We start from the raw sequence: 24389 nt of genomic DNA, 5'->3' as shown, positions 1-24389 counted from the left end.
AACTTTTTACTCATATTTATCAACTTAAATTAATTCCGCCAACGGGTATTTTTATTAAAATTGTTAATGTTATACTTATGAAAAACAAAGTTTTACTATTTTTTGTATTGGTGGTACTGTGCTATTCTTCAGCATGGGCTCAGATCCAAATTAAAGGGACCGTCGTCTCGGAAAACGATTCCGAACCGATGATTGGAGTTGCGATTCTAGAGGTAGGAACTTCGAACGGAGTCATTACAGATTTGGATGGAAATTTCAATATTCAGGTAAAGAACGCCAACAGCCAACTGGAAGTGTCGTTTGTGGGATATAAAAAGCAAATTATCAAACTGCAGGGGCGCACTAACTTAAACGTGCGACTGGTTGAAGACACGAAGGTGTTGGATGAAGTGGTCGTTGTGGGTTATGGTGTCCAGAAGAAAAGCGATTTGACAGGGTCGGTGGCGTCTGTAAAGGCTGATGAACTGAAAGGTTTGTCAACTACCGATGCTGCTGCCGCTTTGCAAGGTAAGGCAGCAGGTGTACAGATTTTGAATGGTTCTGGTAAACCAGGTCAAGGCGCATCAATCCGCGTTCGTGGTTATTCTTCAAACTCCAACAACATCGGTCCTTTGTTGATTGTTGATGGTTTGCAAGTTAGCTCTATCCAATACCTCGACCCTTCTATGATTGAATCAATGGAAGTATTGAAGGATGCTGCTTCGGCGGCTATCTATGGTGCTGAAGCGGGTAATGGTGTTGTTCTTATCACTACTAAATCAGGTGCGAAAGGACGAGGTTCTATTACTTATAGTGGTAAGTGGACTAACCAATCACTCGGAAGCGTGCCCAATTTGCTTAACGGTGCTCAATTCAAGGACTGGATGACTATGCAGCTTGGTGCTGAATCTGTGAATGGTACTTTGGCTGATGCTCAGACTCAATACGGATGGGATCCTAATACCAATACAGACTGGTTGGATGCTTATTTCGAAGATACTTGGGCTCAACAGCACACCCTTACTCTCCAAGGTGGTAACGACCGCGGTTCATACTTCCTGAGTGTGAACTATGTGAACCAAGACGGTATCGTTAAGGGTAGCAAAGACAAGTACGAACGTCTTACCGCTCAACTCAATGCCGATTATATGATTAAAGATTGGTTGAAAGTAGGTACCAACACCTCTATTGAAAAATGGAGATCTCGCGGCATATCAGAACAAGGTTATGGCTCTTCATTCGAGATGCTTCTTTTGATTGACCCGTTAACTCCGCTCTATTGGACAAAACGAGAACAGATGTTGGGTGAATATCGTAACTATTACGACCAAATTCAAGCAGGTAACTCTAACTACACTCTCTTTGGTGATGAAAATGGTTACTATGCCACTTCCTACTTCAACCAACGTCTTTCCGGTGGTAACCCCTTCTCACAACGCGACCGTTCAGAATCGCGCAACAGTGGTGTGAACGTTAATGGTACTGCTTACATGAACGTTACTCCTGTCAAGCAAGTGACTTTCACTTCCCGTTTGGGTTATCGTATCTCCTTCAACAACGAATCTGACTGGCAATACCCCTACTACCTCAATGCTCAAACCAAAGGTGACAACTACACTATCTCAGGCGCCAGTAGAAACTCTACTTGGTATCAATGGGAAAACTTCGTCAACTATAACGATATCTTCGCCGGTAAACACGTTGTAGGTGCCATGGCCGGTATGTCATACCGCCAAAGCGATTCAAATTATGTCAGTGCCAATGCTTCGGGTCCGGATATCCTTAAAGCTTATTCAGCTAACTTCATCTACCTTAATAGCGTAAATGCTAATGATAAAACGGTGAAGAACATCGGCGGCATACCGGGTACTTCTCGCGCCCTCTCTTACTTCGGTCGTGTAACTTATAGCTACGACAACCGCTATAGCGTTCAGGCTAACTTTCGTGCCGATGCTTTCGACGCTTCTAAGCTTTCGAAAGACAACCGTTGGGGTCAGTTCTTCTCCGCATCTGCAGGCTGGACATTCTCAAACGAAAGCTTCTTCAAAGACAGAGTCAACCCAAGCATCATGTCATACGGTAAGATACGTGCATCTTGGGGACAGAATGGTAACGTGAATGTATTGAATAACTATGCATATACAGCTGGTATTAATACAAATGGACAATTCTATAACTATGGTTCAACAAATGCCGTTACTTTAGGTTCAATGCCTAATGGCATTGCCAACCCTAACTTGACTTGGGAAACTTCAGAACAAATCGACTTGGGTGCTGACTTCCGTTTCTTAAACGATAGATTGACCGTTGGTTTCGACTGGTACAAGAAAAAGACTAAGGACTTGCTTGTAAATGCTCCCACTATGCCTGAATCAGGTGTTTCTTCTATGACTGTAAACGCTGGTGAAATTGAAAACAGCGGTTTCGAAGTGGAACTTAGTTGGAAAGACCATATCGGTGACTTCAAATATGGAATATCTGCTAACATGGCAACACTTCACAATGAAGTGACTTACCTCGAGCCATCTATCGAACGTATCGCTGGCGCAACTGTTGAAGGTGCATCTCCTGAAGTTGTTCGTTGCTACTTCGAAGAAGGCGAACCCGTATGGTACATGCGCGGTTATAAGTATGCAGGCGTTGCTGCTGACGGTACTGCACAATATTACACCAAAGATGGTGAATTGACCAAGGACCCACAAACTGAGGACATGACTAACATAGGTTCTGGTCTTCCTACTTTGACTTATGGCATTACCTTGAATGCTGAATACAAGGGATTCGACTTCACTTTGTTTGGTACTGGTGCTGCTGGTAACGATATCTACTACGGTCTCTATCGTACAGGCTACAACAACATATCAGAAGATGTTTATAAAGAATTCAAGTCTGGCAAACTTCCTAACGCAGCTTCTGTAGCAGGTAGCGGTACATTCTGGCGTTCATCTGCCATGGTTTACAATGGCTCGTTCTTCAAGATCAAGCAAATTCAACTTGGTTACACATTGCCTAAGAAACTCACCAGTAAAGCATTCATCGAAAACGCACGTGTTTATGTATCATTGGACGACTTCTTCACATTCACCAAGTATCCGGGTCTCGACCCTGAAACTTGTACAAATGAATACAACTGTCCGGGTCTCGACAAGGGTGCATATCCTAACATGAGCAAGATGGTACTTGGCGTAAGTGTTACATTTTAATTTTAATTAATCGAAAGAGATATGAGAAAAATATTTTTATCAATCATTTTGCTTTCAAGTATGATGTTCACTGCGTGTGAAGACAGGCTTGATGTTGAACAGAAAGCAACCAGCAGTACAGATAACTTCTACAAAACAGATGCGGATGCCGAATCTGCGTTGACAGCCATGTACGCTACTTATATCAATGAAATCGGTGGTAATGAAGGAATTTGGAATGCATATATCATGGGTCTTAACTACTCTGCCGACGACGTGTTTGCAGCCGGTGGTGACATTAACGACCACGCAGATTTCCGTATCCTTAATGAGTTCCGTTATGATGCCAGCTCTCTCCCTATCAGTACGCTTTATAATCACATTTATAAGTCAATCTATTCTGCCAACTTGATAATTCACTATTTTGGTGAAACAGCCGATACTCCTATTAAGAAACGAGTTGTTGCCGAAGCTAAGGTTATGCGTGCATGGGCACACATGTTGGCTGCACAGGTTTATTATCAACCTCCTTTGATTGACCACCTCATCACCAATGAAAAACCGGTTAATGCTGAGTCACAAAAGGCTATCTTTGACTGGTGCGTGAAAGAATGTGAAGACGCTCTTCCTGACTTGCCCGATCGTAATGGTAAGAATGATAAAGAAGGTGCTTGGGTTGTAACTAAAGGTTTCGCTCAATTCGTAGCCGGCAAGTCAGCTCTTTTTGCAGGCGACAATGCTAAGGTGATTAGCGTAATGAAGCCCCTTGTAGAGTCTGAAAACTACGATCTCGTTCCGGGTGAACGTTTCCGCGACTTGTTCCACGTAGAAGGTGATGGTTGTGAAGAAAAGATCTTCGAATTCAACTATATTACTAATACAGCGGCTGCAGGTGGTGTAGATCCTTGGAGAGTTGGTAATAATCGTGGTCGTTGGATGGTAGCTAACGTACTCAACTGGCGTGGTGATGATATTAAAGGTGGTGGTAAGAGTCCATCCATTTGCTCAACTGCTGGTTGGGGTGGTGGCTCTATCAATCATGAGTTTGCTCATAAAATGTTAGCAAACGATGGTGACAGCTATCGTCGTAAAGCTACTTTCTTGACTTCTGACGAATTCTTCTACGATGAAGAACTCTGCGGTTGGAAAAGCGATGCTACTTGCACGACTCGCCAAGAAAAAGAAATGGACCCGGAACGTGGTATCACCAAGACTAATGGTTCTTTCGCTCGTAGTGACGTGATGGAAGTGAAGATGATGATGCATCCTAATGACGCTGACTTATCTGTAGGTGACAACTGTAACAATACGAACCTCTGTATTGCCCGTTTGGGTGAAGCTTATCTGATTTATGCAGAAGCTTGTATTGCATCAAATCAGCTTGATGAAGCTAAGAAGTATATCAACAAGATTCAAACTCGTGCAGGCTCAAATACTGTATCTGAAACTGTTGACCTCAAAGTGCTTCAAGACGAAAAGCAATATGAACTTTGGTTCGAAGGCTGCCGTTGGTTCGATATCGTTCGTTGGGGTATTGCTAAGCAGTGCTACGACAAGGTGCTTGATAATATCCCTTATCAAACTGACGAATTTTGGACTTCCCCTGAAAATGCCAGAAAACCTCACAAGCTTGTGTATACCGTACATCACCCATTTGCCGAGGCTGGTATTACACTTAAATTCGTTGAGGGTAAGAACGAATACTGGCCACTTCCACAAAATATAATCGAAATCAACGACCAAATACATCAAGTGCGCGGTTGGGCAAAATAGTAAAAACTATATTCATAATTTAATCAGAACGATGAAGAGGTTGTGTCATTGACACAGCCTCTTCTATTTTAAATATAGGTGGAATCAAGGTATCTTGCATTAGGGCGAATTTTTTTTACTTTTATTGAAGCCATCTATTTCTTCTTTACCGTTTTGGCAATGCTGTCCAGCCGTGCTGCCTCACGTTCCTTACGTTTGGCTTGTTCGCTGATAACTGCTTGTTTTCTGACCGTTTCCTCGTATTCCTCCACGTCCTCTTTCATCTGACGGATTCTCTTATCGTCCCGGTTTACCTCAAACATATCCTCCAGTTCATTGATACGGTTAGCATTTTCGCTGCCAAGCAAAATAGTGCATTGTTGTTCATTTCAAACGAGTTATGTTTTATTCTCTATCGGTTACTTATCGTTGCTGATGGTGTACATTGCCATTGGGCAGGCACAAACGTGCCATCGAGTAGGCACAATTGTGCCAATAGGCTGGCATAAATGGCACAGTTAAGCGGCTCTATTCCTCTTGCGCCAATAGCTTCACTTCGTTGCTTTCTTTCTCAAACCGATAGTTGCCGCCTTTTTCGCTCAGTTCGAACAGGGACAGTTTATCGGTGGCCTTGTCCACTATCATCAGCGCACTTTGCTCGGCAAACCGTTTTACTTCAAAGTTAAAAGGTTCTTTGTCAATGCGTTGGTCTATCAGGATGCTGTCGTTGAGAAGAATGGAGATGGAATCTCCGGTGAATCCTTTCACTAAAGTGATGTTGTAGGTTTCGGCGAAATACCGTTCGCCTTCCTTCTGGCGCTGCAAGCGCATACTCATATAGACAAAAATAACGACAACGAATATTACGGCAAAGGCAAGGATGCCGTTACCTATCATAAACTGTTTATTGGTATTCAGGTGATGTGCCATGATGATTAAGTTTAAAGAACCATGCAAATGTAGTGATTAATTTTGAATGAGGGATAATTTCCGGCAGGAGTGCTAAATATTCTTTTTTTCTCCTATTATTTTGTAGTCGAACAGATTATTTATATCTTTGCACCCGAAACGGATGAAAGGTGGAGGGGCGATTAAGCTCCTCTTTTTCGTTCTTAATGGTTAATCTATGATAGAAAAGAAAACAGTTTGTCAGATTGTAGACGAGTGGCTGGAGGATAAGGATTACTTCCTCGTGGAAGTCATAATCAGCCCTGATGACAAGATTGTGGTGGAAATAGACCACAAAGAAGGTGTTTGGATTGAGGATTGTGTAGAGCTGAGCCGCTACATAGAGTCCCGACTGAATCGAGAGGATGAGGATTACGAGCTGGAAGTCGGTTCTGCCGGCATCGGACAACCGTTTAAAGTATTGCAGCAATACACCAACCACATTGGCAAGGAGGTGGAAGTGCTGGCAAAGGACGGTCGTAAGCATTGCGGAATATTGAAGGATGCCGATGAACGGCAATTCACCGTTACCGTCCGGAAGAAAGTGAAAGAGGAGGGAGCCAAGCGTCCTAAAATGGTGGATGAAGATATAACCTTTACATACGAAGAGATAAAATATACTAAATACTTAATTAGTTTTAAATAAGACTATGGCCAAGAAAGAAGAAACTATCAGCTTGATAGATACCTTTTCGGAATTTAAAGAACTGAAGAATATTGATAGAACCACCATGGTGAGCGTACTCGAAGAGTCGTTCCGCAGTGTGATTGCAAAGATGTTCGGTACTGATGAGAATTACGACGTGATTGTGAACCCGGATAAGGGTGACTTCGAAATATGGCGTAATCGTGAAGTTGTGGCAGATGAAGATCTTGAAAATCCGAACTTACAGATTTCTTTGAGCGAAGCCCAAAAGATTGACGCTTCGTATGAAGTGGGAGAGGAAGTGACGGATGAAGTGAACTTTGCGAAGTTTGGCCGCCGTGCTATCCTGAACTTGCGCCAGACATTGGCTTCCAAGATTTTGGAACTGGAAAAAGACAGTATTTACAATAAATACATTGATAAGGTAGGTACTATTATCAATGCAGAAGTTTATCAGATTTGGAAAAAGGAAATGTTGCTGCTCGATGACGAAGGCAATGAACTGCTGTTGCCCAAGACCGAACAGATTCCGAGTGACTTCTACCGCAAGGGTGAGACTGCCCGTGCCGTGGTGGCGCGCGTTGACAACAAGAACAATAATCCGAAGATTATCTTGAGCCGTACATCGCCCGTTTTCCTGCAACGTCTGTTTGAAATGGAAGTACCTGAAATCAATGACGGACTGATTACCATCAAGAAGATTGCCCGCATCCCCGGTGAGCGTGCCAAGATTGCCGTAGAGTCGTACGATGACCGTATTGACCCGGTAGGCGCTTGCGTCGGTGTAAAAGGTAGCCGTATTCATGGCATTGTCCGCGAGCTTCGCAACGAGAATATCGATGTTATCAACTATACGTCGAATATCCAGTTGTTTATACAGCGTGCCCTTAGCCCTGCCAAAATATCTTCTATCCGTCTGAACGAAGAAGAGCACAAGGCAGAAGTCTTCCTGAAACCGGAAGAGGTATCGCTGGCTATCGGTAAAGGTGGTTTGAATATCAAACTGGCCAGTATGTTGACTGAGTACACCATTGACGTATTCCGCGAATTGGATGAAGCGGTAGAGGATGAAGATATCTACTTGGATGAATTCCGCGACGAGATTGACGGTTGGGTAATTGATGCCATCAAAGCTATCGGCATTGATACCGCCAAGGCTGTATTGAATGCCCCGCGCGAGATGTTGATTGAGAAGACAGATTTGGAAGAGGAAACGGTGGACGAAGTATTACGCATTTTGAAATCGGAGTTTGAGGAAGAGAATAATTAAGCACTAAATTCCGCTTCTTTCTCCATTATTCATTAAATTAAAGTATGACGATAAGGTTAAATAAAGTAACAAGAGATTTAAATGTAGGAATCACGACGGTAGTTGAGTTCTTGCAAAAGAAGGGGTATGCGATTGAAACAAACCCCAATACGAAGATTACCGACGAGCAGTATGACTTGCTCGTGAAAGAGTTTAGTACAGATAAGGATCTTAAATTGAAAACGGAACGTTTCATTCAGGAACGTCAGAGTAAGGACCGTAACAAGGCATCAGTGTCTATTGACGGTTATGACAAGGAAACACAAGAGAAACCCAAAGCTGAGGAGGTTGTAAAGACTGTGGTTCCCGAAGATGTACGTCCGAAGTTTAAGCCTGTCGGTAAAATTGATTTGGATAAACTGAATCGTAAACATACTGTGGAAAAAGAGAAAGAAGCAGAACCGGAAAAACCGGTAGTTGAAGAGGTGAAGGCAGAAGAGCTTGCACCTGTTGTTGAGGCTCCGAAACCGGAACCCGTTCCCGAACCTCAGCCCGAGCCGACACCGGAACCGGTTGTTGAGCCGGCTCCCGTTGTAGAGGAAGAACCTGTGCCTGTGGTGGCCGAACCTGTATCAGCACCTAAGGAAGAACCGGCTCCCGTTGTAACCGAAGAGATGGTTTCAGAAGATAAAGAAGAGATATTTAAAATACATCAGCCGGAGTTTGTATCGAAGATTAACGTCATCGGACAAATAGACCTTGCTGCGCTGAATCAGTCTACACGCCCGAAGAAGAAATCGAAAGAGGAAAAACGTAAGGAGCGCGAAGAAAAAGAGAAGCAGCGTCAGGATCAGAAGAAGCTGATGAAAGAAGCTATTATCAAGGAAATCCGTCGTGATGACAATAAGACGAAGGATTCGAAAGATAGCAACGATCCCAATGCCAAGAAGAAACGCGTCCGTATCAACAAGGAAAAAGTGGATATCAACAACGCGTCCAACTTCCAGCGTGGCGGAAACGATCGTCCGAAAGGTGGCAACCAACAAGGCGGCAATAACCAGCAGGCCGGTAAGAACAAGAACAAAGACCGCTTCAAGAAGCCTGTAATCAAGCAGGAAGTAAGTGAAGAGGATGTAGCAAAGCAGGTAAAGGAGACGTTGGCACGTCTGACCTCTAAAGGCAAGAATAAGGGCGCGAAATATCGTAAGGAAAAACGTGATATGGCATCCAACCGTATGCAGGAGTTGGAAGACCAGGAAATGGCGGAAAGCAAGGTATTGAAGCTGACCGAATTCGTGACTGCCAATGAGTTGGCAAGCATGATGGATGTTTCCGTTACGCAGGTTATCGCTACTTGTATGAGCATCGGCATGATGGTTTCCATTAACCAGCGTCTGGATGCCGAAACAATCAATCTGGTGGCGGAAGAATTCGGCTTCAAGACTGAATATGTAAGTGCGGAAGTAGCCCAGGCTATCGTTGAGGAAGAAGATGCCGAAGAAGATTTAGAGCATCGCGCTCCGATTGTAACGGTGATGGGTCACGTAGACCACGGTAAGACTTCATTGCTCGACTATATCCGTAAGGCGAATGTTATTGCTGGTGAGGCGGGTGGTATTACACAGCACATCGGCGCTTATCACGTGACGTTGGAAGACGGACGTAAGATTACGTTCCTCGATACTCCGGGTCATGAGGCGTTTACCGCTATGCGTGCCCGCGGTGCCAAGGCAACGGATATTGCCATCATCATCGTAGCTGCCGATGACAACGTGATGCCGCAGACCAAAGAAGCCATCAACCATGCCATGGCTGCCGGTGTGCCTATCGTGTTCGCCATCAACAAGATTGACAAGCCTACCGCCAATCCCGATAAGATTAAAGAAGAACTGGCTGCCATGAACTTCCTTGTAGAGGAATGGGGCGGCAAGTACCAGTCTCAAGATATTTCCGCCAAGAAAGGTCTTGGTGTAAGCGATTTGATGGAGAAAGTATTGCTGGAAGCTGAAATGCTGGATTTGAAGGCAAACCCGAACCGCCGTGCTACCGGTTCCATCATTGAGTCCTCATTGGATAAGGGTCGTGGCTATGTAGCTACGGTGCTGGTGTCCAACGGTACTTTGAAGATGGGTGACATTGTGCTCGCAGGTACAAGCTACGGTAAGGTGAAAGCCATGTTCAACGAGCGTAACCAGCGTCTGAAAGAGGCAGGTCCTTCGGAACCGGCTTTGATTCTGGGCTTGAACGGTGCGCCGGCTGCAGGTGATACATTCCACGTAATCGAAACAGAACAGGAAGCGCGTGAAATTGCCAACAAACGTGAACAGTTGCAACGTGAACAAGGCTTGCGTACACAGAAGATGTTGACATTGGATGAAGTAGGCCGCCGTTTGGCATTGGGCGACTTCCACGAACTGAACATCATCGTGAAGGGTGACGTAGACGGCTCTGTTGAAGCGTTGAGCGACTCGTTGATTAAACTGTCTACCGAACAGGTACAGGTGAACGTTATCCATAAGGGTGTCGGCGCTATCTCCGAATCGGATGTATCTCTGGCTGCCGCTTCGGATGCGATTATTGTCGGATTCCAAGTTCGTCCTTCGGGCGCTGCCGCTAAGCTGGCGGAACAGGAAGGTGTGGATATTCGCAAGTACTCTGTCATCTACGATGCCATTGAAGAGGTGAAGGCTGCCATGGAAGGTATGCTGGCGCCTACTTTGAAGGAACAGGTTACGGCAACTATCGAGGTTCGCGAAGTGTTCAACATTACCAAAGTGGGTCTCGTGGCAGGTGCTATGGTGAAGACCGGAAAGGTGAAACGCAGCGACAAGGCTCGTCTTATTCGCGACGGTATCGTTATCTTCACAGGAAACATCAATGCTTTGAAGCGCTTCAAGGATGATGTGAAGGAAGTAGGTACCAACTTTGAATGCGGTATCAGCCTGACAAACTGTAATGACATCAAGGTGGGAGATATTATAGAATCTTACGAAGAAGTGGAGGTAAAACAGACTTTGTAAGAAAAAAATAAATTTTTAGGCGCGGATTACACGAATTTCACGGATTGGTTAAAAGAAAAACCGTGCTTATCCGTGTAATCCGTGCCTTTTTAATATCATATATGGCTGTTATAGACATCGTAATATTGGTAATTGTCGGTGCGGGAGCGGTTGTCGGCTTCATGAAAGGATTTGTGAAGCAACTGGCCACTCTGCTGGGGCTGATTGTCGGCTTGCTGGCGGCAAAGACTTTGTATGCTTCCGTGGCCGAAAATGTATTTTCTAAGGTTACCGATTCGATGACGGTGGCACAAGTGCTGGCATTCATCGCTATTTGGATAGCCGTGCCGCTAGCTTTTGCACTGGTAGCCGCGCTGCTGACAAAAGCAATGGAAGCGGTTTCGCTTGGCTGGCTGAATCGTTGGCTGGGTTCCGGGCTGGGGGCGTTGAAGTCTTTGTTGCTGGTGAGCCTGCTGGTTGGTGTCATTGAGTTTATGGATGCAGACAATACGCTGCTCAGCCAAACAAAAAAGGAGGAATCGGTGTTATATTATCCTATGAAGTCGTTTGCCGGGATATTCTTTCCCGCGGCTAAGCATGTTACAGAACAATATATATTGAATGAATAATGCAACAAGAAGAACCCAATAAATATGTAAAGGAACTCACTCAGGAGAAGTACAAGTACGGTTTTACGACCGACGTGCACACAGATATCATCGAGCGTGGCTTGAATGAGGATGTGGTGCGGTTGATTTCTGAGAAAAAAGAAGAACCCGAGTGGTTGCTGGAGTTCCGTCTGAAAGCGTACCGTCACTGGCTGACGCTGGAGATGCCTGCATGGGCGCATCTCCGTATTCCTGAGATAGATTATCAGGCCATTTCATACTATGCCGACCCTACCAAGAAGAAGGACGGGCCTAAAAGTATGGACGAGGTGGATCCTGAGTTGGTCAAGACCTTTAATAAGCTGGGTATTCCTTTGGAGGAACAAATGGCGCTGAGCGGTATGGCGGTGGATGCCGTAATGGACTCTGTGTCTGTAAAGACAACTTTCAAGGAGACGCTTATGGAAAAGGGGATTATTTTCTGTTCGTTCAGCGAGGCTGTACGCGAGCATCCCGATTTGGTGCAGAAATATCTGGGTTCGGTAGTGGGGTATCGTGATAATTTCTTTGCGGCACTGAATTCTGCGGTGTTCTCCGACGGTTCTTTTGTCTATATACCGAAGGGGGTACGCTGCCCGATGGAATTGTCTACTTACTTCCGTATCAATGCCCGCAATACCGGGCAGTTTGAGAGAACGCTGATTGTAGCCGATGATGATTCGTACGTTTCTTATTTGGAAGGATGTACGGCGCCGATGCGTGATGAAAACCAATTGCACGCCGCTATTGTGGAGATTGTGGTACACGACCGTGCCGAAGTGAAATACAGTACCGTTCAAAACTGGTATCCGGGAGATGCCGAAGGCAAGGGTGGTGTCTATAACTTTGTAACGAAGCGCGGGCACTGCAAGGGCATAAACAGCAAACTGTCTTGGACACAGGTGGAGACCGGTTCGGCCATTACATGGAAATATCCCTCTTGCATCCTTTCAGGTGACAACTCTACGGCGGAATTTTACAGTGTAGCGGTCACCAATAACTATCAACAGGCAGATACCGGTACAAAGATGATTCATCTCGGAAAGAATACCCGCAGCACTATTGTCAGCAAAGGTATTTCTGCCGGACGGAGCGAGAATTCTTATCGCGGTCTGGTGCGTGTTGCCCAAAAGGCGGACAATGCCCGCAACTATAGCCAGTGCGACTCACTGCTGCTGGGTGATAAATGCGGTGCGCATACTTTCCCCTACATGGATATCCATAATGAGACGGCTATTGTAGAACACGAGGCAACTACCAGCAAGATTAGCGAGGACCAGATATTCTATTGCAATCAGCGAGGCATTTCCACGGAAGATGCGGTGGGGCTGATTGTAAACGGTTATGCAAAGGAAGTACTCAACAAGCTGCCTATGGAGTTTGCCGTAGAAGCTCAGAAATTGTTGGCTATTTCATTGGAAGGAAGCGTAGGATAAATGAGGAATTAAGAATGAAGAATGAAGAATTAAAATAGACAATGGAGAATTAAGGATGATGAAATGGACCACGCACTGTTATGCCGCATGGTCATTCTTCATTCTTAATTCTTCATTCTTAATTTAAAAGTATAATGTTAGAGATAAAAGACCTGCATGCCAGCATCAATGGCAAAGAAATATTGAAAGGTATCAACCTTACAATTCGTGACGGTGAGGTACACGCCCTGATGGGACAAAATGGAGCCGGAAAAAGTACCTTGAGTAATGTGCTGGTGGGACATCCTGCATACGAGGTTACACGCGGTACTGTAACTTTCAACGGTAAAGACCTTTTGGCTATGAGTCCCGAAGACCGTGCCCATGAAGGTATTTTCCTTTCATTTCAGATGCCGGTGGAGATACCGGGCGTTTCTATGGTGAACTTTATGCGCGCTGCCGTTAACGAACAGCGCAAATACCGCCATCTGCCCGCCTTGTCTGCCAGTGAATTTTTGAAACTGATGCGTGAGAAGCGCGCCATTGTCGAGTTGGATAACAAACTTGCCAACCGTAGCGTGAACGAAGGCTTCAGCGGTGGTGAGAAGAAGCGTAACGAAATCTTCCAAATGGCCATGCTGGAACCTACCTTCGCCATTCTTGACGAGACGGATTCCGGTCTTGATGTAGACGCTTTGCGTATTGTAGCCGATGGCTTCAATAAGCTGAAGACTCCCCGGACCAGTGCAATGGTTATTACTCACTATCAACGTCTGCTGGACTATCTGAAACCGGATACCGTCCATGTATTGCTTGGCGGTCGCATCGTAAAGACAGGCGGTCCCGAACTGGCGAAGGAGATTGAAGCACGTGGCTTCGATTGGATAAAGAAAGAAGCAAGTGAATTGTAAATTATGAATGATGAACTCATAATTAGATAACATGAGTGTAGAGCAACAATATATAGACCTTTTCTCCCAAACGGAAGCGATGATATGCCGCCACAGCACCGAGGTGCTGAACGCTCCGCGTGCTGCCGCGTTTGCCGACTTCGAGCGGCTGGGGTTTCCCACCCGTAAGACGGAGAAATATAAATATACCGATGTCAGCAAGTTCTTTGAACCCGACTACGGTTTGAACCTGAACCGTTTGGAGATTCCTGTCAATCCCTACGAAGTATTCAAGTGCGATGTGCCGAATATGAGCACTTCCCTTTACTTTGTTGTGAACGATGCTTTTTATAGCAAGGCTTTGCCCAAGTCGCATTTGCCCGAAGGTGTTATTTTCGGCAGTCTGAAGGATATGGCGGAACATCATCCGGAGTTGGTGAAGAAATACTACGGCAAGCTGGCGGATACTTCCAAAGATGGAGTGACGGCGTTTAATACAGTCTTTGCGCAAGACGGTGTATTGCTGTATGTTCCTAAGAATGTGGTAGTGGAAAAGCCTATTCAATTAGTGAATATCCTGCGCGGTGATGTCAACTTTATGGTGAACCGCCGGGTGCTCATTATTTTGGAAGAAGGTGCACAAGCCCGTCTTCTGGCATGCGACCATGCAATGGACGGCGTAAATTTCCTTGCAACGCAAGTGGTAGAGGCGTTCATCGGTGAGAATGCCACTTTCGATTTCTATGAATTGGAAGAGACGCACACCAGTACGGTACGTATCAGCAGCTTATATGTCAGGCAAGAAGCTAACAGCAACGTTTTGCTGAATGGAATGACTTTGCACAACGGTACTACCCGTAATACAACCGAAGTTACGCTTGCCGGCGAGGGTGCCGAACTGAATCTTTGCGGCATGGCTATTGCGGATAAGAACCAGCATGTGGACAATAATACCACCATAGATCATGCAGTGCCCAACTGCACCAGCAATGAACTCTTTAAGTATGTGCTCGACGACCGGTCTGTCGGCGCTTTTGCCGGTCTGGTGCTGGTACGTCCTGATGCACAGCATACCAGTTCCCAGCAAACGAACCGTAATCTTTGCGCCACTCGTGAAGCGCATATGTACACTCAGCCGCAGCTGGAGATTTATGCCGATGATGTAAAGTGTAGTCATGGCGCTACGGTAGGCCAGCTTGATGAAAGCGCCCTGTTCTATATGCAGCAACGCGGCATCTCCATGCATGAAGCCCGTTTGTTGTTGATGTTTGCCTTCGTAAATGAGGTGATTGATACAATCCGTCTGGATGCCTTGAAAGACCGCCTGCATCTGCTGGTAGAGAAACGTTTCCGCGGTGAACTGAACAAGTGTCAGGGGTGCGCGATATGTAAATAATGAAGAATCCTCCATTCATCATTCATAATTTAAAAGATATGGACCTTCAAAAGATAAGAGCTGATTTTCCGATACTTTCCCGCGAGGTATATGGTAAGCCGTTGGTTTACTTTGATAACAGCGCGACTACACAGAAGCCCCGTCAGGTGGTGGATGCCATTACGGATGAGTACTATTCGGTCAACGCCAATGTGCATCGTGGTGTGCATTTTCTTTCGCAGCAAGCTACGGAGCTGCACGAAGCGTCTCGTGAGACGGTGCGGAAGTTCATCAATGCCGGCAGTACGAATGAAATCGTCTTTACCCGCGGTACAACGGAGAGCATCAATCTGTTTGTGTCCAGCTTCGGCGAAGAGTTTATGCAGGAGGGCGATGAGGTGATTCTCTCCGTTATGGAGCATCACAGCAATATCGTTCCCTGGCAGTTGCTGGCAGCCAAGAGGGGGATTGCCATTAAAGTTATTCCGATGAATGACAGAGGAGAACTTCTGTTGGACGAGTACAAACAGCTGTTTTCCGAGCGTACAAAGATTGTCAGCGTGGCGCATGTGTCCAATGTGCTGGGTACTGTAAATCCTGTCAGGGAAATGATAGGCTATGCCCACGAACAGGGCGTTCCCGTGCTTGTAGACGGCGCTCAGTCCATTCCGCATATGCCGGTGGATGTGCGGGACCTGGATGCGGATTTCTACGTTTTTTCCGGTCATAAGGTGTACGGCCCTACCGGTGTGGGCGTGCTTTACGGTAAAGAAGAATGGCTCGACAAGATGCCTCCTTATCAGGGTGGCGGAGAGATGATACAACACGTATCGTTTGAACGGACTACCTTCAACGAACTTCCTTTCAAGTTCGAGGCTGGGACACCCGATTATATCGGTACGACCGGGCTTGCCAAAGCATTGGATTACGTTTCTGCCATCGGTATGGAGAAAATCGCCGCCCATGAGCACGAACTGACCGCGTATGCTATGGCCCGCCTGAAAGAGATTCCCGGTATGCGCATCTTCGGTGAGGCCAAAGAGAAGGGCAGTGTTATCTCTTTCCTTGTAGGCGATATCCACCATTTCGATATGGGTACTTTGCTCGACCGTCTCGGCATTGCCGTACGTACGGGACATCACTGTGCACAGCCGCTGATGCAACGTCTTGGCATTGAAGGAACGGTACGCGCTTCGTTCGGCTTGTATAATACGAAAGAGGAGATAGATATATTGGTGGCGGGCATAGAGCGTGTCAGCAAAATGTTTTGATGTTTTGCAACTTTTCTGGGGTTTCGTGCGTCTAATGTATTAAGAACTTAAAATACAGAATTATGTTAGTAACAACAACTCACACTATTGAGGGTGGCCGTATCACCCGTTATTTTGGTATCGTCAGTGGTGAGACGATTATCGGAGCCAATGTTTTTCGTGATTTCTTTGCCAGTATCCGCGATGTGGTAGGCGGGCGCAGCGGTTCGTACGAGGAAGTACTTCGCGAGGCTAAAGACACGGCACTTCGCGAAATGCAGGAACAAGCCCGTCTGATGGGTGCTAACGCTGTGATTGGCGTTGACCTTGATTACGAAACAGTAGGCGGTAGCGGCAGTATGTTGATGGTAACTGCCTGCGGTACGGCGGTAACGATAGAATAAAGGGAGCATTTTGACATACCCCCGTGGTTTTTGTTCCTTAGCATAAATTCGGTTAATCGTTTGCTTATTTCATTTCAAATCAATATTTTTAGGCTTTCGTTCAACCTTTTAATACGATTTATGCTATGGACCAATTGCTTTTCTGGCTGGTTCCAGCCGCTTCCGTTCTGGCACTTTGCTTTGCCTGGTATTTCCACCGTCAGATGATGAAAGAGAGTGAGGGAACTCCTCAAATGGTTAAGATTGCCGCTGCGGTGCGCAAGGGAGCCATGTCCTATCTCCGCCAGCAATATAAGATTGTGGGCTGGGTGTTTTTGGGGCTGGTGATTCTTTTCTCGATTATGGCCTACGGCTTCGGAGTGCAGAACTCTTGGGTTCCGATAGCTTTCCTCACAGGCGGATTCTTCTCCGGTCTTTCCGGATTTCTCGGTATGAAGACGGCTACATATGCCTCGGCACGTACGGCAAATGCTGCACGCAACTCATTGAATGCGGGTTTGCGTGTCGCTTTTCGCAGTGGTGCGGTAATGGGGCTGGTTGTAGTGGGGCTTGGCCTGCTCGATATTTCCTTCTGGTATCTGCTGCTCAACGCAGTTATCCCTGTGGATGTGATGACACCTACCCATAAACTTTGCATCATCACCACTACGATGCTGACGTTCGGTATGGGAGCTTCTACACAAGCCCTGTTTGCACGTGTGGGCGGCGGTATCTATACGAAAGCTGCCGACGTAGGCGCCGACCTTGTAGGTAAAGTGGAAGCCGGTATCCCCGAGGACGACCCGCGCAATCCCGCAACCATTGCCGACAATGTAGGCGATAATGTAGGCGATGTTGCCGGTATGGGCGCCGACCTTTACGAGAGCTATTGCGGTTCTATCCTTGCTACGGCCGCTCTTGGCGCTGCGGCTTTTATCCATTCGGGAGATACGCTGATGCAGTTTAAAGCCGTTATCGCTCCGATGCTGATTGCGGCTGTAGGAATTATCCTTTCTATTATAGGCATTTTCTCTGTACGCACTAAAGAGAATGCCAAGATGAAAGATTTGCTGAATTCCCTTGCTTTCGGTACGAACTTGAGCTCGGTATTGATAGTCGTTGCCACTTTCCTTATCCTTTGGCTGCTGAAGCTGGATAACTGGATGTGGATTTCCTGTTCGGTAGTTGTAGGTCTGGTGGTAGGTATCGTTATCGGACGTTCTACGGAATACTATACTTCCCAATCCTATCGTCCCACCCGGAAGTTGAGTGAGAGCGGCAAGACGGGACCGGCTACTGTCATTATCTCCGGCATCGGTTTGGGCATGCTTTCTACCGCTATTCCGGTGATTGCCGTAGTGGTGGGCATCATTGCTTCTTATCTTTTTGCTTCCGGATTCGACTTTGCCAATGTAGGCTTGGGACTTTACGGTATCGGTATCGCTGCCGTAGGTATGCTTTCCACTTTGGGCATTACATTGGCTACGGATGCTTACGGACCTATTGCCGACAATGCCGGCGGTAATGCGGAAATGTCCGGTCTGGGCGAGGAAGTGCGCAAGCGTACCGATGCGCTCGACTCTTTAGGAAATACAACAGCCGCCACGGGTAAAGGTTTCGCTATCGGTTCGGCTGCGTTGACAGGGCTTGCCTTGCTTGCATCTTATATTGAGGAAATTCGTATCGGACTGACCCGTTTGGGTACTACCGACATCTTTGTGGGTGGTGAAGCGGTGTCTGTGCACGATGCTACTTTCTTTGACTTCATGCACCATTACGATGTTACGTTGATGAATCCTAAAGTCCTTTCGGGTATGTTCCTCGGCAGTATGATGGCTTTCTTGTTCTGTGGATTGACGATGAATGCCGTAGGTCGTGCTGCCGCTCATATGGTAGACGAAGTGCGCCGTCAGTTCCGTGAGATAAAAGGTATTCTGACCGGTGAGGCGGAACCCGATTATGAACGTTGCGTGGCCATCTCTACGAAAGGTGCGCAGCGCGAAATGGTAGTTCCCTCACTGATAGCAATTGTAGCTCCTATTCTGACCGGACTTATTTTTGGTGTTCCCGGTGTGCTGGGACTGCTTATCGGCGGGCTTAGCAGCGGATTCGTACTTGCTATCTTTATGGCAAATGCCGGTGGCGCGTGGGACAATGCCAAGAAATATGTAGAAGAGGGCAACTTCGGCGGCAAAGGCAGCGAAGTGCATAAAGCCACGGTTGTGGGCGATACGGTAGGCGACCCGTTTAAAGATACCTCCGGTCCGAGCCTTAACATCCTTATCAAGCTGATGAGTATGGTAGCCATCGTGATGGCGGGGCTTACCGTGGCTTGGAGTTTGTTCTGATAGCCGCATAACTTCTGCTACTTTGAAGAAAAGAGTACCAAAGGGGGAAACTGTAAGTACCAAAGAGTGAAACTGTAAATACCAACGGTTGGTACAGGAAGTACCGACGTATAAAACCCGAAGTACCAACGGTTGGTATTTTCTATTCCAACCGTCGGTACTTCGGGTTTTATAGGAAGGAACAGAAATATCCTCCTATGTTAATATCGGAAAGTCAGTTACTTCAGTTTCTTCCCGTAGTCATCGTACATCATCAGCAGATGCGATGAACTCCAACTGAAGTGTGGGGCTTTCAGGCGTTCACCTGTGTGGGTTCCATAGTTTTCGTGTATTGGGGCTCCTTCCTTCAATCCGTTCAGACGCTCAAACACTTGCAACGTATATCGGTCGGCAAGTTCGTTATAACCGTAGTTACGCAATCCTCGAATGGCAAAATACGTCTGGTCCAACCAGATAGGTCCACGCCAATATCCGCGGGGATTGTATTTGGGATTATCTGCGGCAATCGTCGGGAAAGGGATATAAGTAGAGAACTTGGCGGTATCTTGCAGCATAGGCAGCATACTGTCTACTTGCTCCTGTGTAGCAACTTCCGTCCACAAAGGGGTGTAGGCTTCGCATCCCGGTTCGCGTACGAAAGAGCCGTCTTTCAGGCGACGGTCGAAGAAGAAGTTCATCTCCTTGTCGAAGAAGTAGTCGGCAACCTTGTCGCCATAGTCGGGGGCGTCAAAGGCGGTGTTCAGCAGTCCGGCGAATTTCTTCAGCAGCTTGCACTCCAATGCAAGATAGGCATTCAGATCCACACTTTCCTGATCCATGCTCCAAGCATCGCTGGCACCTTTGTTTTTCAGCATTACGGCATCGTCAAAGCGGATGGCATTGTCCATGCCGCTTTCCCATGCGGCAGCTTCGAGCGTTCCGTCGGTAGAGCCGTATTCGCACATTCCGTTTTGGTTATGGTCGCGTTTCTTGTACCACCATTTGTAGTAAGAGAGCAACTGCGGATACATCTCCGCCACAAAAGCGGTATCACCGGTGTGCGTAAAGATTTCGTCCACCGCCCAGCACACCAAAGGAGGCTTGCTGTCGCGGGCATTGTTTTCGGACGGGTCGGTGTAGATGCAGTCTATTATCATGCCGTCAGGCTGCTGGTAGTCGAACATGGCGCGGATGTTGTTCTTGGCCAGTTCGGGATCGAACTTGGCGGTTCCCGCACTGAAGCGCCAGCTGTCCCATGCCCAAAAGCCTACAAAGTAACCTACGGCATGGCTGGGGATGATACCTTCGTGCAGTAGTCCGCCACGATGTGTCCGCCAGTTCGCGATAAGCGTTGTTACGGCTTTCACGGCGATGCGGTCGTATTCGGGTTTCATGTCAGTGCGTAAAATCTTCTTCAGGTAGCCTTCCCAGCGTTCGGAGTTGGCGCGTATGGCTTCTTCCGGGTTATTGAGTACCGTGATGGTGTTTTGTATGCCGGCGGTCAGTTCCTTTTCGGAGGTGAAGAAAGAAATGACTACATTAGTCTGTTCTTTCGGAGTGTGCAGTGTGGCGGTGTAGTTATTGTCAAGTTGCGCCAGAACTACATCGGACATGAATGTCAGGACCACGCTTTCACCGCTGGGGTGATGTGCTACGACTGAATTCTGTTCTACGCTTATCGTGACATCCTTGCCCCATTGGCTTCCTGTAAATACTAACCCTTCTTTACTGTCGGTGTTGATACGCAGCAAGGCGGTAGTGGCATCGATGAAGTTGAGGCGTTGGCTGATTGTGCCTTTGCCGGAATGCGCAGACATATACAGCTCGCCCGGATAGTAGCACGTAGAGTCGGGAACGAAACTTGTTTCGGGAGCTTTTGCAAACTTCACTGTTACGGCGGACCGGGCAATCCATTGGCGGCGGAACATATCAAGGCTGAAAGGACCGCAGAACCCGTTTACCCATTTGTCCTTTTCGGGCAGGGTGAATCCCATCCACGAACCGGCATCGGTGAACCAGCCGTAGCAACGGTGCAGTGTGTCGGGAGTGTAGGCTATGTCCAGAATATTGTTGAAGGTGTACCTCTTTTCGGTAACGGCCTTGCTGCCTGATTGGCAGGCTGTGATGCCTGCAATCAGCAGCGAGAGGCAGATGAAATATCTTACTTTATGTAGCATGGTTTTTGAGCTTTTTTAGAACAAACATTTATGTGCCTGTCGGGCGGCATCTTGTTGTGTGCCGAGCGGTTGCAGGGTGAAGCTGTACTTCCATTCATGCGGGGTGATGGTGTATTCGGGATGTACCTGCGCTCCCCAAGTGTTGTCACCGCCTACGCCCATTTGTTTGTAGTCGATGTTGAGCCACACCATGTCTTTCTTCAGGATGCTTCCTCCATGACGGCGTTCTATTTGTGACGGACGGTATTCGATGTCTTCCATCGGGAAGTTCCAGGCACTGATGCTGAGCGGTTGCTCACCGGTGATTAACAGACCGTTTCCGGAGGCGTCACGCAGGGCTATCCAGCGCACATCGCAGTGGTTCCCTGTTTCTTGGGCGCGTACATAGGGGTGGAAGGTGTCCCACACCGTAGATTGGTATACTCCAATGAGTGCGCCTGTTTTGCGGTCGGCATAGTTTTCCTGTGGTCCGCGTCCCAGCCAAGACATCATTTCGTATTCGGCAGGCAGTATCATGCGCATACCCAGTCGCGGCATTTCGCTCAGTGGCTTTTTGCCGGGCGTGAAGTGCATGGTTACGCGGACAGCACCGTCGGGGCGTATATCGTATACGGTTTGCAGGCGGGAGTCTTGTGCTTCCATACGGTAAGTGGCAGTGAGAGTTGCCGATTGCTTGTTTTCTGTAACTTTCAAATCCGTCAGTCGGGCATCGCGTCCGGCCGTTTTCCAAGTGGCGCAGCGGTCAAGGTGTCCGGTGGGGATGTCATTATCGGTCAGCGGACGCCAGAAGTTGGGTTGCAGGCCTTGTTTCACCATCTCCTTTCCGTTGTAGGCAAGGCTCGTCATTTCACCGTTGCGGGTGGAGAACCGCACTTGGAAGTTATTACCTTTCAGCAGGACGGCGCTGTCGCTGCGTTCTACCGTAAGTATACCGTTGGCAGGCTCTGCGGTCTTTGCAATCTGTGCAGAAGGCAGTAACCATTGTTCGATAGCCGCTTCATGTCCTTTCGGCACTAATGGCGCTTCATGTTTGGTGAAGGTACGCAGGGTAAGGAAATATTCTCTGCCGTCAGCGGGCAATGCTTCCAGCGGAAGTTCTATTTCGGCAGATGCTCCCGGGGCGATGACGGGGAAGTCTGTTTCGCCGCTTTGTACCGCTTTGCCGTCACATTCTACCGCCCAGCGGAGTCGGTATCTTTCCAGTCCGATGAAGTCGTGCCGGTTGGTTATTTTTATTTTGTTGGCTGTGAAAGCTACGGGGGCGAAGTGGATATATTGCAATACCTTTTTCACTTCATAGATGTGCGGATGCGGGGTGCGGTTGGCAGCTACCAGTCCGTTGGCGCAGAAGTTGGAGTCGTTTACAACACCCACGAAGCCCATATCACCGCCAAATGCCCATATATCGCGGTTGTTCCGGTCTTTGATGGCGAAGGTCTGGTCCACCCAGTCCCAGATGAAGCCGCCTTGCAGTTGGTCGTATTTATAAATCAAATCCCAGTAATCTTGGAAGTTTCCCACGCTGTTGCCCATGGCATGAGCATATTCGCACATAATCATCGGACGCTTGTCGCGTTGGTTGATATGGCGGCGAAGCGACCATATACGTGCATACATGGGACAGTAGATGTCACTCTTTGCATCATAGCCGCCGCCTTCGTACTGCACGGGACGTGTTGTGTCTGTCTTTTTTGTATAGTCATAGAGTGTCTCGAAGTGTTTGCCATAGCCCGATTCATTTCCCATAGACCATGTGACGATGGCGGTGCAGTTACGGTCGCGGGCTATCATGCGGCTCATGCGTTGCATGAACGGCAGTTCCCAATCGGGATAGTTGGCGAGGGTTTCGTCTTTGTGGAACATCATTCCATGGCTTTCGATGTTGGCTTCGTCCACCATATATAAGCCGAATTCGGTGCAGAGTTCGTACCAGGGGGCATTGTTGGGGTAGTGGCAGTTGCGTACACCGTTCAGATTGAACTGTTTCATCAGCTGAATGTCATGTATCATGGATGCTACGGTAATGGTACGTCCCTTGTGAGGGTCGTGTTCGTGGCGGTTCACTCCTTTGAAGAGTACTGCCTTGCCGTTAATCATCTGCATACCGTTCGTCATCTCTACGGTACGGAAGCCGAAGAGGTGAGTGAAAGACTCCAGTGGTTTGCCTTGTGCATCAAAGTGGTTCACTACCAATGTATAGGTGTTGGGTGTTTCGGCGTTCCATGCGCGGGCATTGGGGAAGAGTTGCCGTTGGCTGAACAACGTGTCAGTGGCGGTGGAAATAGTTTTCTTTTGTTTGTAAGCAACCTTTCCCTCATCCATGACTTTCACTTCTACCGTTTCGCCGGGTTGGGGGCAGTGGAGGATGACGTCTAATTGCAGTTCGCCGTCCTTGTAGCCGTTCACCAGTTCAGAGGTCATGCGGAAATCCTTTACACGGCTTTGCGGGCGTGCATAAAGATAGACATCACGTTCTATGCCGCTGTACTTCCAGTAATCCTGACCCTCCAAATAAGAGCCGTCACTGTAGCGGAACACTTTTACAGCAAGCTTGTTATTCCCTTTTTTCAGCAGCTTGGTGATGTTGAAGTGCGACGGCAGGCGGCTGTCTTCGGCATAACCGGCGAGTTCTCCGTTGACCCATACGTAGTAAGCGGATTCTACTCCTTCGAAATCAAGGAAGACGTCCATGCCTTTCCAATCGGCAGGCACGGTGAATTCACGGATGTATGCGCCTACAGGATTATAGTCGGTAGGTACGTAGGGTGGATTGGGTGGGAAAGGATAACGGGTATCTGTATAAATGGGAGCGTCGAAACCTTGTAGTTCCCAACTTCCGGGAACTTGTATCTTGCTCCATTTGCGTGTACTGTAGCCGGGTTTATGGAAGTCTGCAGGGCACAACTCGTTGTTTTTCGAGAAAAGGAACTTCCAAGTGCCGTTCAATGAGACACGTCGTTCGGCGGCGGGATTCAGGTCGAAGCGTTGGTCGGCGGGCAGTCCGCGTTGCTTCATTGCGCCGGCTTCATCTACAAAGGGGGTGAAGTGCGCATACATCGGTTCCCGGTTCATTTCGTTCACCTGCGGGTTTTGCCAAGGCTCGTTATCTGCCAAAGCGCTTGTACACAGTAGCGAAGAGAGTAAGAATGTATAAAGTTTGATTTTCATGG

16 protein-coding genes are annotated in these 24389 nt (G+C 47.5%); 12 read left to right on the top strand and 4 right to left on the bottom strand.

All coding sequences use genetic code 11. From position 1 onward, the window contains the following. Positions 1 to 77: 77 nt before the first annotated feature. Positions 78 to 3182 (top strand): SusC/RagA family TonB-linked outer membrane protein, encoded by a 3105-nt coding sequence (locus tag DW121_RS10275; protein ID WP_117713303.1) that lies wholly within the window; start codon positions 78 to 80, stop codon positions 3180 to 3182. A gap of 60 nt (positions 3183 to 3242) precedes the next feature. Beyond that, the gene (locus DW121_RS10270) at positions 3243 to 4934 is read left to right on the top strand and encodes a RagB/SusD family nutrient uptake outer membrane protein (protein ID WP_233514934.1); all 1692 of its coding nucleotides are present in this window, start codon (positions 3243 to 3245) and stop codon (positions 4932 to 4934) included. Positions 4935 to 5068: 134 nt separating this feature from the next. Here the strand turns inward: DW121_RS10270 and DW121_RS10265 are convergent, their stop codons facing one another. Both DW121_RS10265 and DW121_RS10260 read right to left on the bottom strand, forming a co-directional pair. Further along, positions 5069 to 5281 (bottom strand): hypothetical protein, encoded by a 213-nt coding sequence (locus DW121_RS10265; protein ID WP_117713301.1) that lies wholly within the window; start codon positions 5279 to 5281, stop codon positions 5069 to 5071. A 160-nt stretch (positions 5282 to 5441) separates the two neighbouring features. Continuing rightward, positions 5442 to 5843: a hypothetical protein gene (locus DW121_RS10260; RefSeq protein WP_117713300.1), complete on the bottom strand. Its 402-nt coding sequence runs from the start codon at positions 5841 to 5843 to the stop codon at positions 5442 to 5444. A 196-nt stretch (positions 5844 to 6039) separates the two neighbouring features. On the opposite strand from DW121_RS10260, the gene rimP reads away from it, so the two are divergent. The 10 genes from rimP (at position 6040) to DW121_RS10210 (ending at position 19063) form a co-directional block, all read left to right on the top strand. Next, positions 6040 to 6507 carry a ribosome assembly cofactor RimP gene (rimP, locus tag DW121_RS10255; RefSeq protein WP_117713299.1) on the top strand — a complete coding sequence of 156 codons (468 nt, stop codon included), beginning with the start codon at positions 6040 to 6042 and terminating at the stop codon, positions 6505 to 6507. A 4-nt stretch (positions 6508 to 6511) separates the two neighbouring features. After that, on the top strand, positions 6512 to 7777 hold the full coding sequence (nusA, locus tag DW121_RS10250; RefSeq protein WP_117713298.1) for a transcription termination factor NusA: 1266 nt from the start codon (positions 6512 to 6514) through the stop codon (positions 7775 to 7777). Positions 7778 to 7821: 44 nt separating this feature from the next. Continuing rightward, positions 7822 to 10776 (top strand): translation initiation factor IF-2, encoded by a 2955-nt coding sequence (gene infB, locus DW121_RS10245; RefSeq protein ID WP_117713297.1) that lies wholly within the window; start codon positions 7822 to 7824, stop codon positions 10774 to 10776. Positions 10777 to 10877: 101 nt separating this feature from the next. After that, complete coding sequence (locus DW121_RS10240; protein WP_117713296.1) at positions 10878 to 11384, top strand: CvpA family protein; 507 nt, start codon at positions 10878 to 10880, stop codon at positions 11382 to 11384. After that, on the top strand, positions 11384 to 12838 hold the full coding sequence (gene sufB, locus DW121_RS10235; RefSeq protein ID WP_117713295.1) for a Fe-S cluster assembly protein SufB: 1455 nt from the start codon (positions 11384 to 11386) through the stop codon (positions 12836 to 12838). The genes DW121_RS10240 and sufB overlap by 1 nt, the downstream gene beginning before the upstream one ends. A 134-nt stretch (positions 12839 to 12972) precedes the next feature. Next, positions 12973 to 13728, top strand: a complete 756-nt coding sequence (gene sufC / locus DW121_RS10230) for a Fe-S cluster assembly ATPase SufC (RefSeq protein WP_009120284.1) — start codon at positions 12973 to 12975, stop codon at positions 13726 to 13728. A 31-nt stretch (positions 13729 to 13759) separates the two neighbouring features. Continuing rightward, the gene (gene sufD / locus DW121_RS10225; protein WP_118323689.1) at positions 13760 to 15103 is read left to right on the top strand and encodes a Fe-S cluster assembly protein SufD; all 1344 of its coding nucleotides are present in this window, start codon (positions 13760 to 13762) and stop codon (positions 15101 to 15103) included. A gap of 38 nt (positions 15104 to 15141) precedes the next feature. After that, a complete protein-coding gene (locus DW121_RS10220) occupies positions 15142 to 16353 on the top strand; it encodes an aminotransferase class V-fold PLP-dependent enzyme (protein WP_118323703.1) in 1212 nt (403 codons plus the stop codon). A 62-nt stretch (positions 16354 to 16415) separates the two neighbouring features. Then, positions 16416 to 16736 carry a heavy metal-binding domain-containing protein gene (locus tag DW121_RS10215; protein ID WP_117713293.1) on the top strand — a complete coding sequence of 107 codons (321 nt, stop codon included), beginning with the start codon at positions 16416 to 16418 and terminating at the stop codon, positions 16734 to 16736. 125 nt (positions 16737 to 16861) lie between these two features. Continuing rightward, positions 16862 to 19063: a sodium-translocating pyrophosphatase gene (locus tag DW121_RS10210; protein WP_117713292.1), complete on the top strand. Its 2202-nt coding sequence runs from the start codon at positions 16862 to 16864 to the stop codon at positions 19061 to 19063. 218 nt (positions 19064 to 19281) lie between these two features. Here the strand turns inward: DW121_RS10210 and DW121_RS10205 are convergent, their stop codons facing one another. Beyond that, positions 19282 to 21219 carry an MGH1-like glycoside hydrolase domain-containing protein gene (locus tag DW121_RS10205; protein WP_118323688.1) on the bottom strand — a complete coding sequence of 646 codons (1938 nt, stop codon included), beginning with the start codon at positions 21217 to 21219 and terminating at the stop codon, positions 19282 to 19284. A gap of 15 nt (positions 21220 to 21234) precedes the next feature. Beyond that, on the bottom strand, positions 21235 to 24387 hold the full coding sequence (locus DW121_RS10200) for a glycoside hydrolase family 2 TIM barrel-domain containing protein (RefSeq protein ID WP_118323687.1): 3153 nt from the start codon (positions 24385 to 24387) through the stop codon (positions 21235 to 21237). Between the last annotated feature and the right edge of the window lie 2 nt (positions 24388 to 24389).

Source organism: Bacteroides sp. AM10-21B (assembly GCF_003472565.1).
GTDB lineage: Bacteria > Bacteroidota > Bacteroidia > Bacteroidales > Bacteroidaceae > Bacteroides > Bacteroides propionicigenes.
The sequence above is the reverse complement of the archived record's forward strand: the minus strand, read 5'-3'. Positions and strand labels throughout refer to the sequence as shown.

Coding starts and splice junctions, on each gene's coding strand:
- DW121_RS10275 (WP_117713303.1), top strand. CDS start 78: ATGAAAAACAAAGTTTTACTATTTTTTGTATTGGTGGTACTGTGCTAT.
- DW121_RS10270 (WP_233514934.1), top strand. CDS start 3,243: ATGATGTTCACTGCGTGTGAAGACAGGCTTGATGTTGAACAGAAAGCA.
- DW121_RS10260 (WP_117713300.1), bottom strand. CDS start 5,843: ATGGCACATCACCTGAATACCAATAAACAGTTTATGATAGGTAACGGC.
- rimP (WP_117713299.1), top strand. CDS start 6,040: ATGATAGAAAAGAAAACAGTTTGTCAGATTGTAGACGAGTGGCTGGAG.
- nusA (WP_117713298.1), top strand. CDS start 6,512: ATGGCCAAGAAAGAAGAAACTATCAGCTTGATAGATACCTTTTCGGAA.
- infB (WP_117713297.1), top strand. CDS start 7,822: ATGACGATAAGGTTAAATAAAGTAACAAGAGATTTAAATGTAGGAATC.
- DW121_RS10240 (WP_117713296.1), top strand. CDS start 10,878: ATGGCTGTTATAGACATCGTAATATTGGTAATTGTCGGTGCGGGAGCG.
- sufB (WP_117713295.1), top strand. CDS start 11,384: ATGCAACAAGAAGAACCCAATAAATATGTAAAGGAACTCACTCAGGAG.
- sufC (WP_009120284.1), top strand. CDS start 12,973: ATGTTAGAGATAAAAGACCTGCATGCCAGCATCAATGGCAAAGAAATA.
- sufD (WP_118323689.1), top strand. CDS start 13,760: ATGAGTGTAGAGCAACAATATATAGACCTTTTCTCCCAAACGGAAGCG.
- DW121_RS10220 (WP_118323703.1), top strand. CDS start 15,142: ATGGACCTTCAAAAGATAAGAGCTGATTTTCCGATACTTTCCCGCGAG.
- DW121_RS10215 (WP_117713293.1), top strand. CDS start 16,416: ATGTTAGTAACAACAACTCACACTATTGAGGGTGGCCGTATCACCCGT.
- DW121_RS10210 (WP_117713292.1), top strand. CDS start 16,862: ATGGACCAATTGCTTTTCTGGCTGGTTCCAGCCGCTTCCGTTCTGGCA.
- DW121_RS10205 (WP_118323688.1), bottom strand. CDS start 21,219: ATGCTACATAAAGTAAGATATTTCATCTGCCTCTCGCTGCTGATTGCA.
- DW121_RS10200 (WP_118323687.1), bottom strand. CDS start 24,387: ATGAAAATCAAACTTTATACATTCTTACTCTCTTCGCTACTGTGTACA.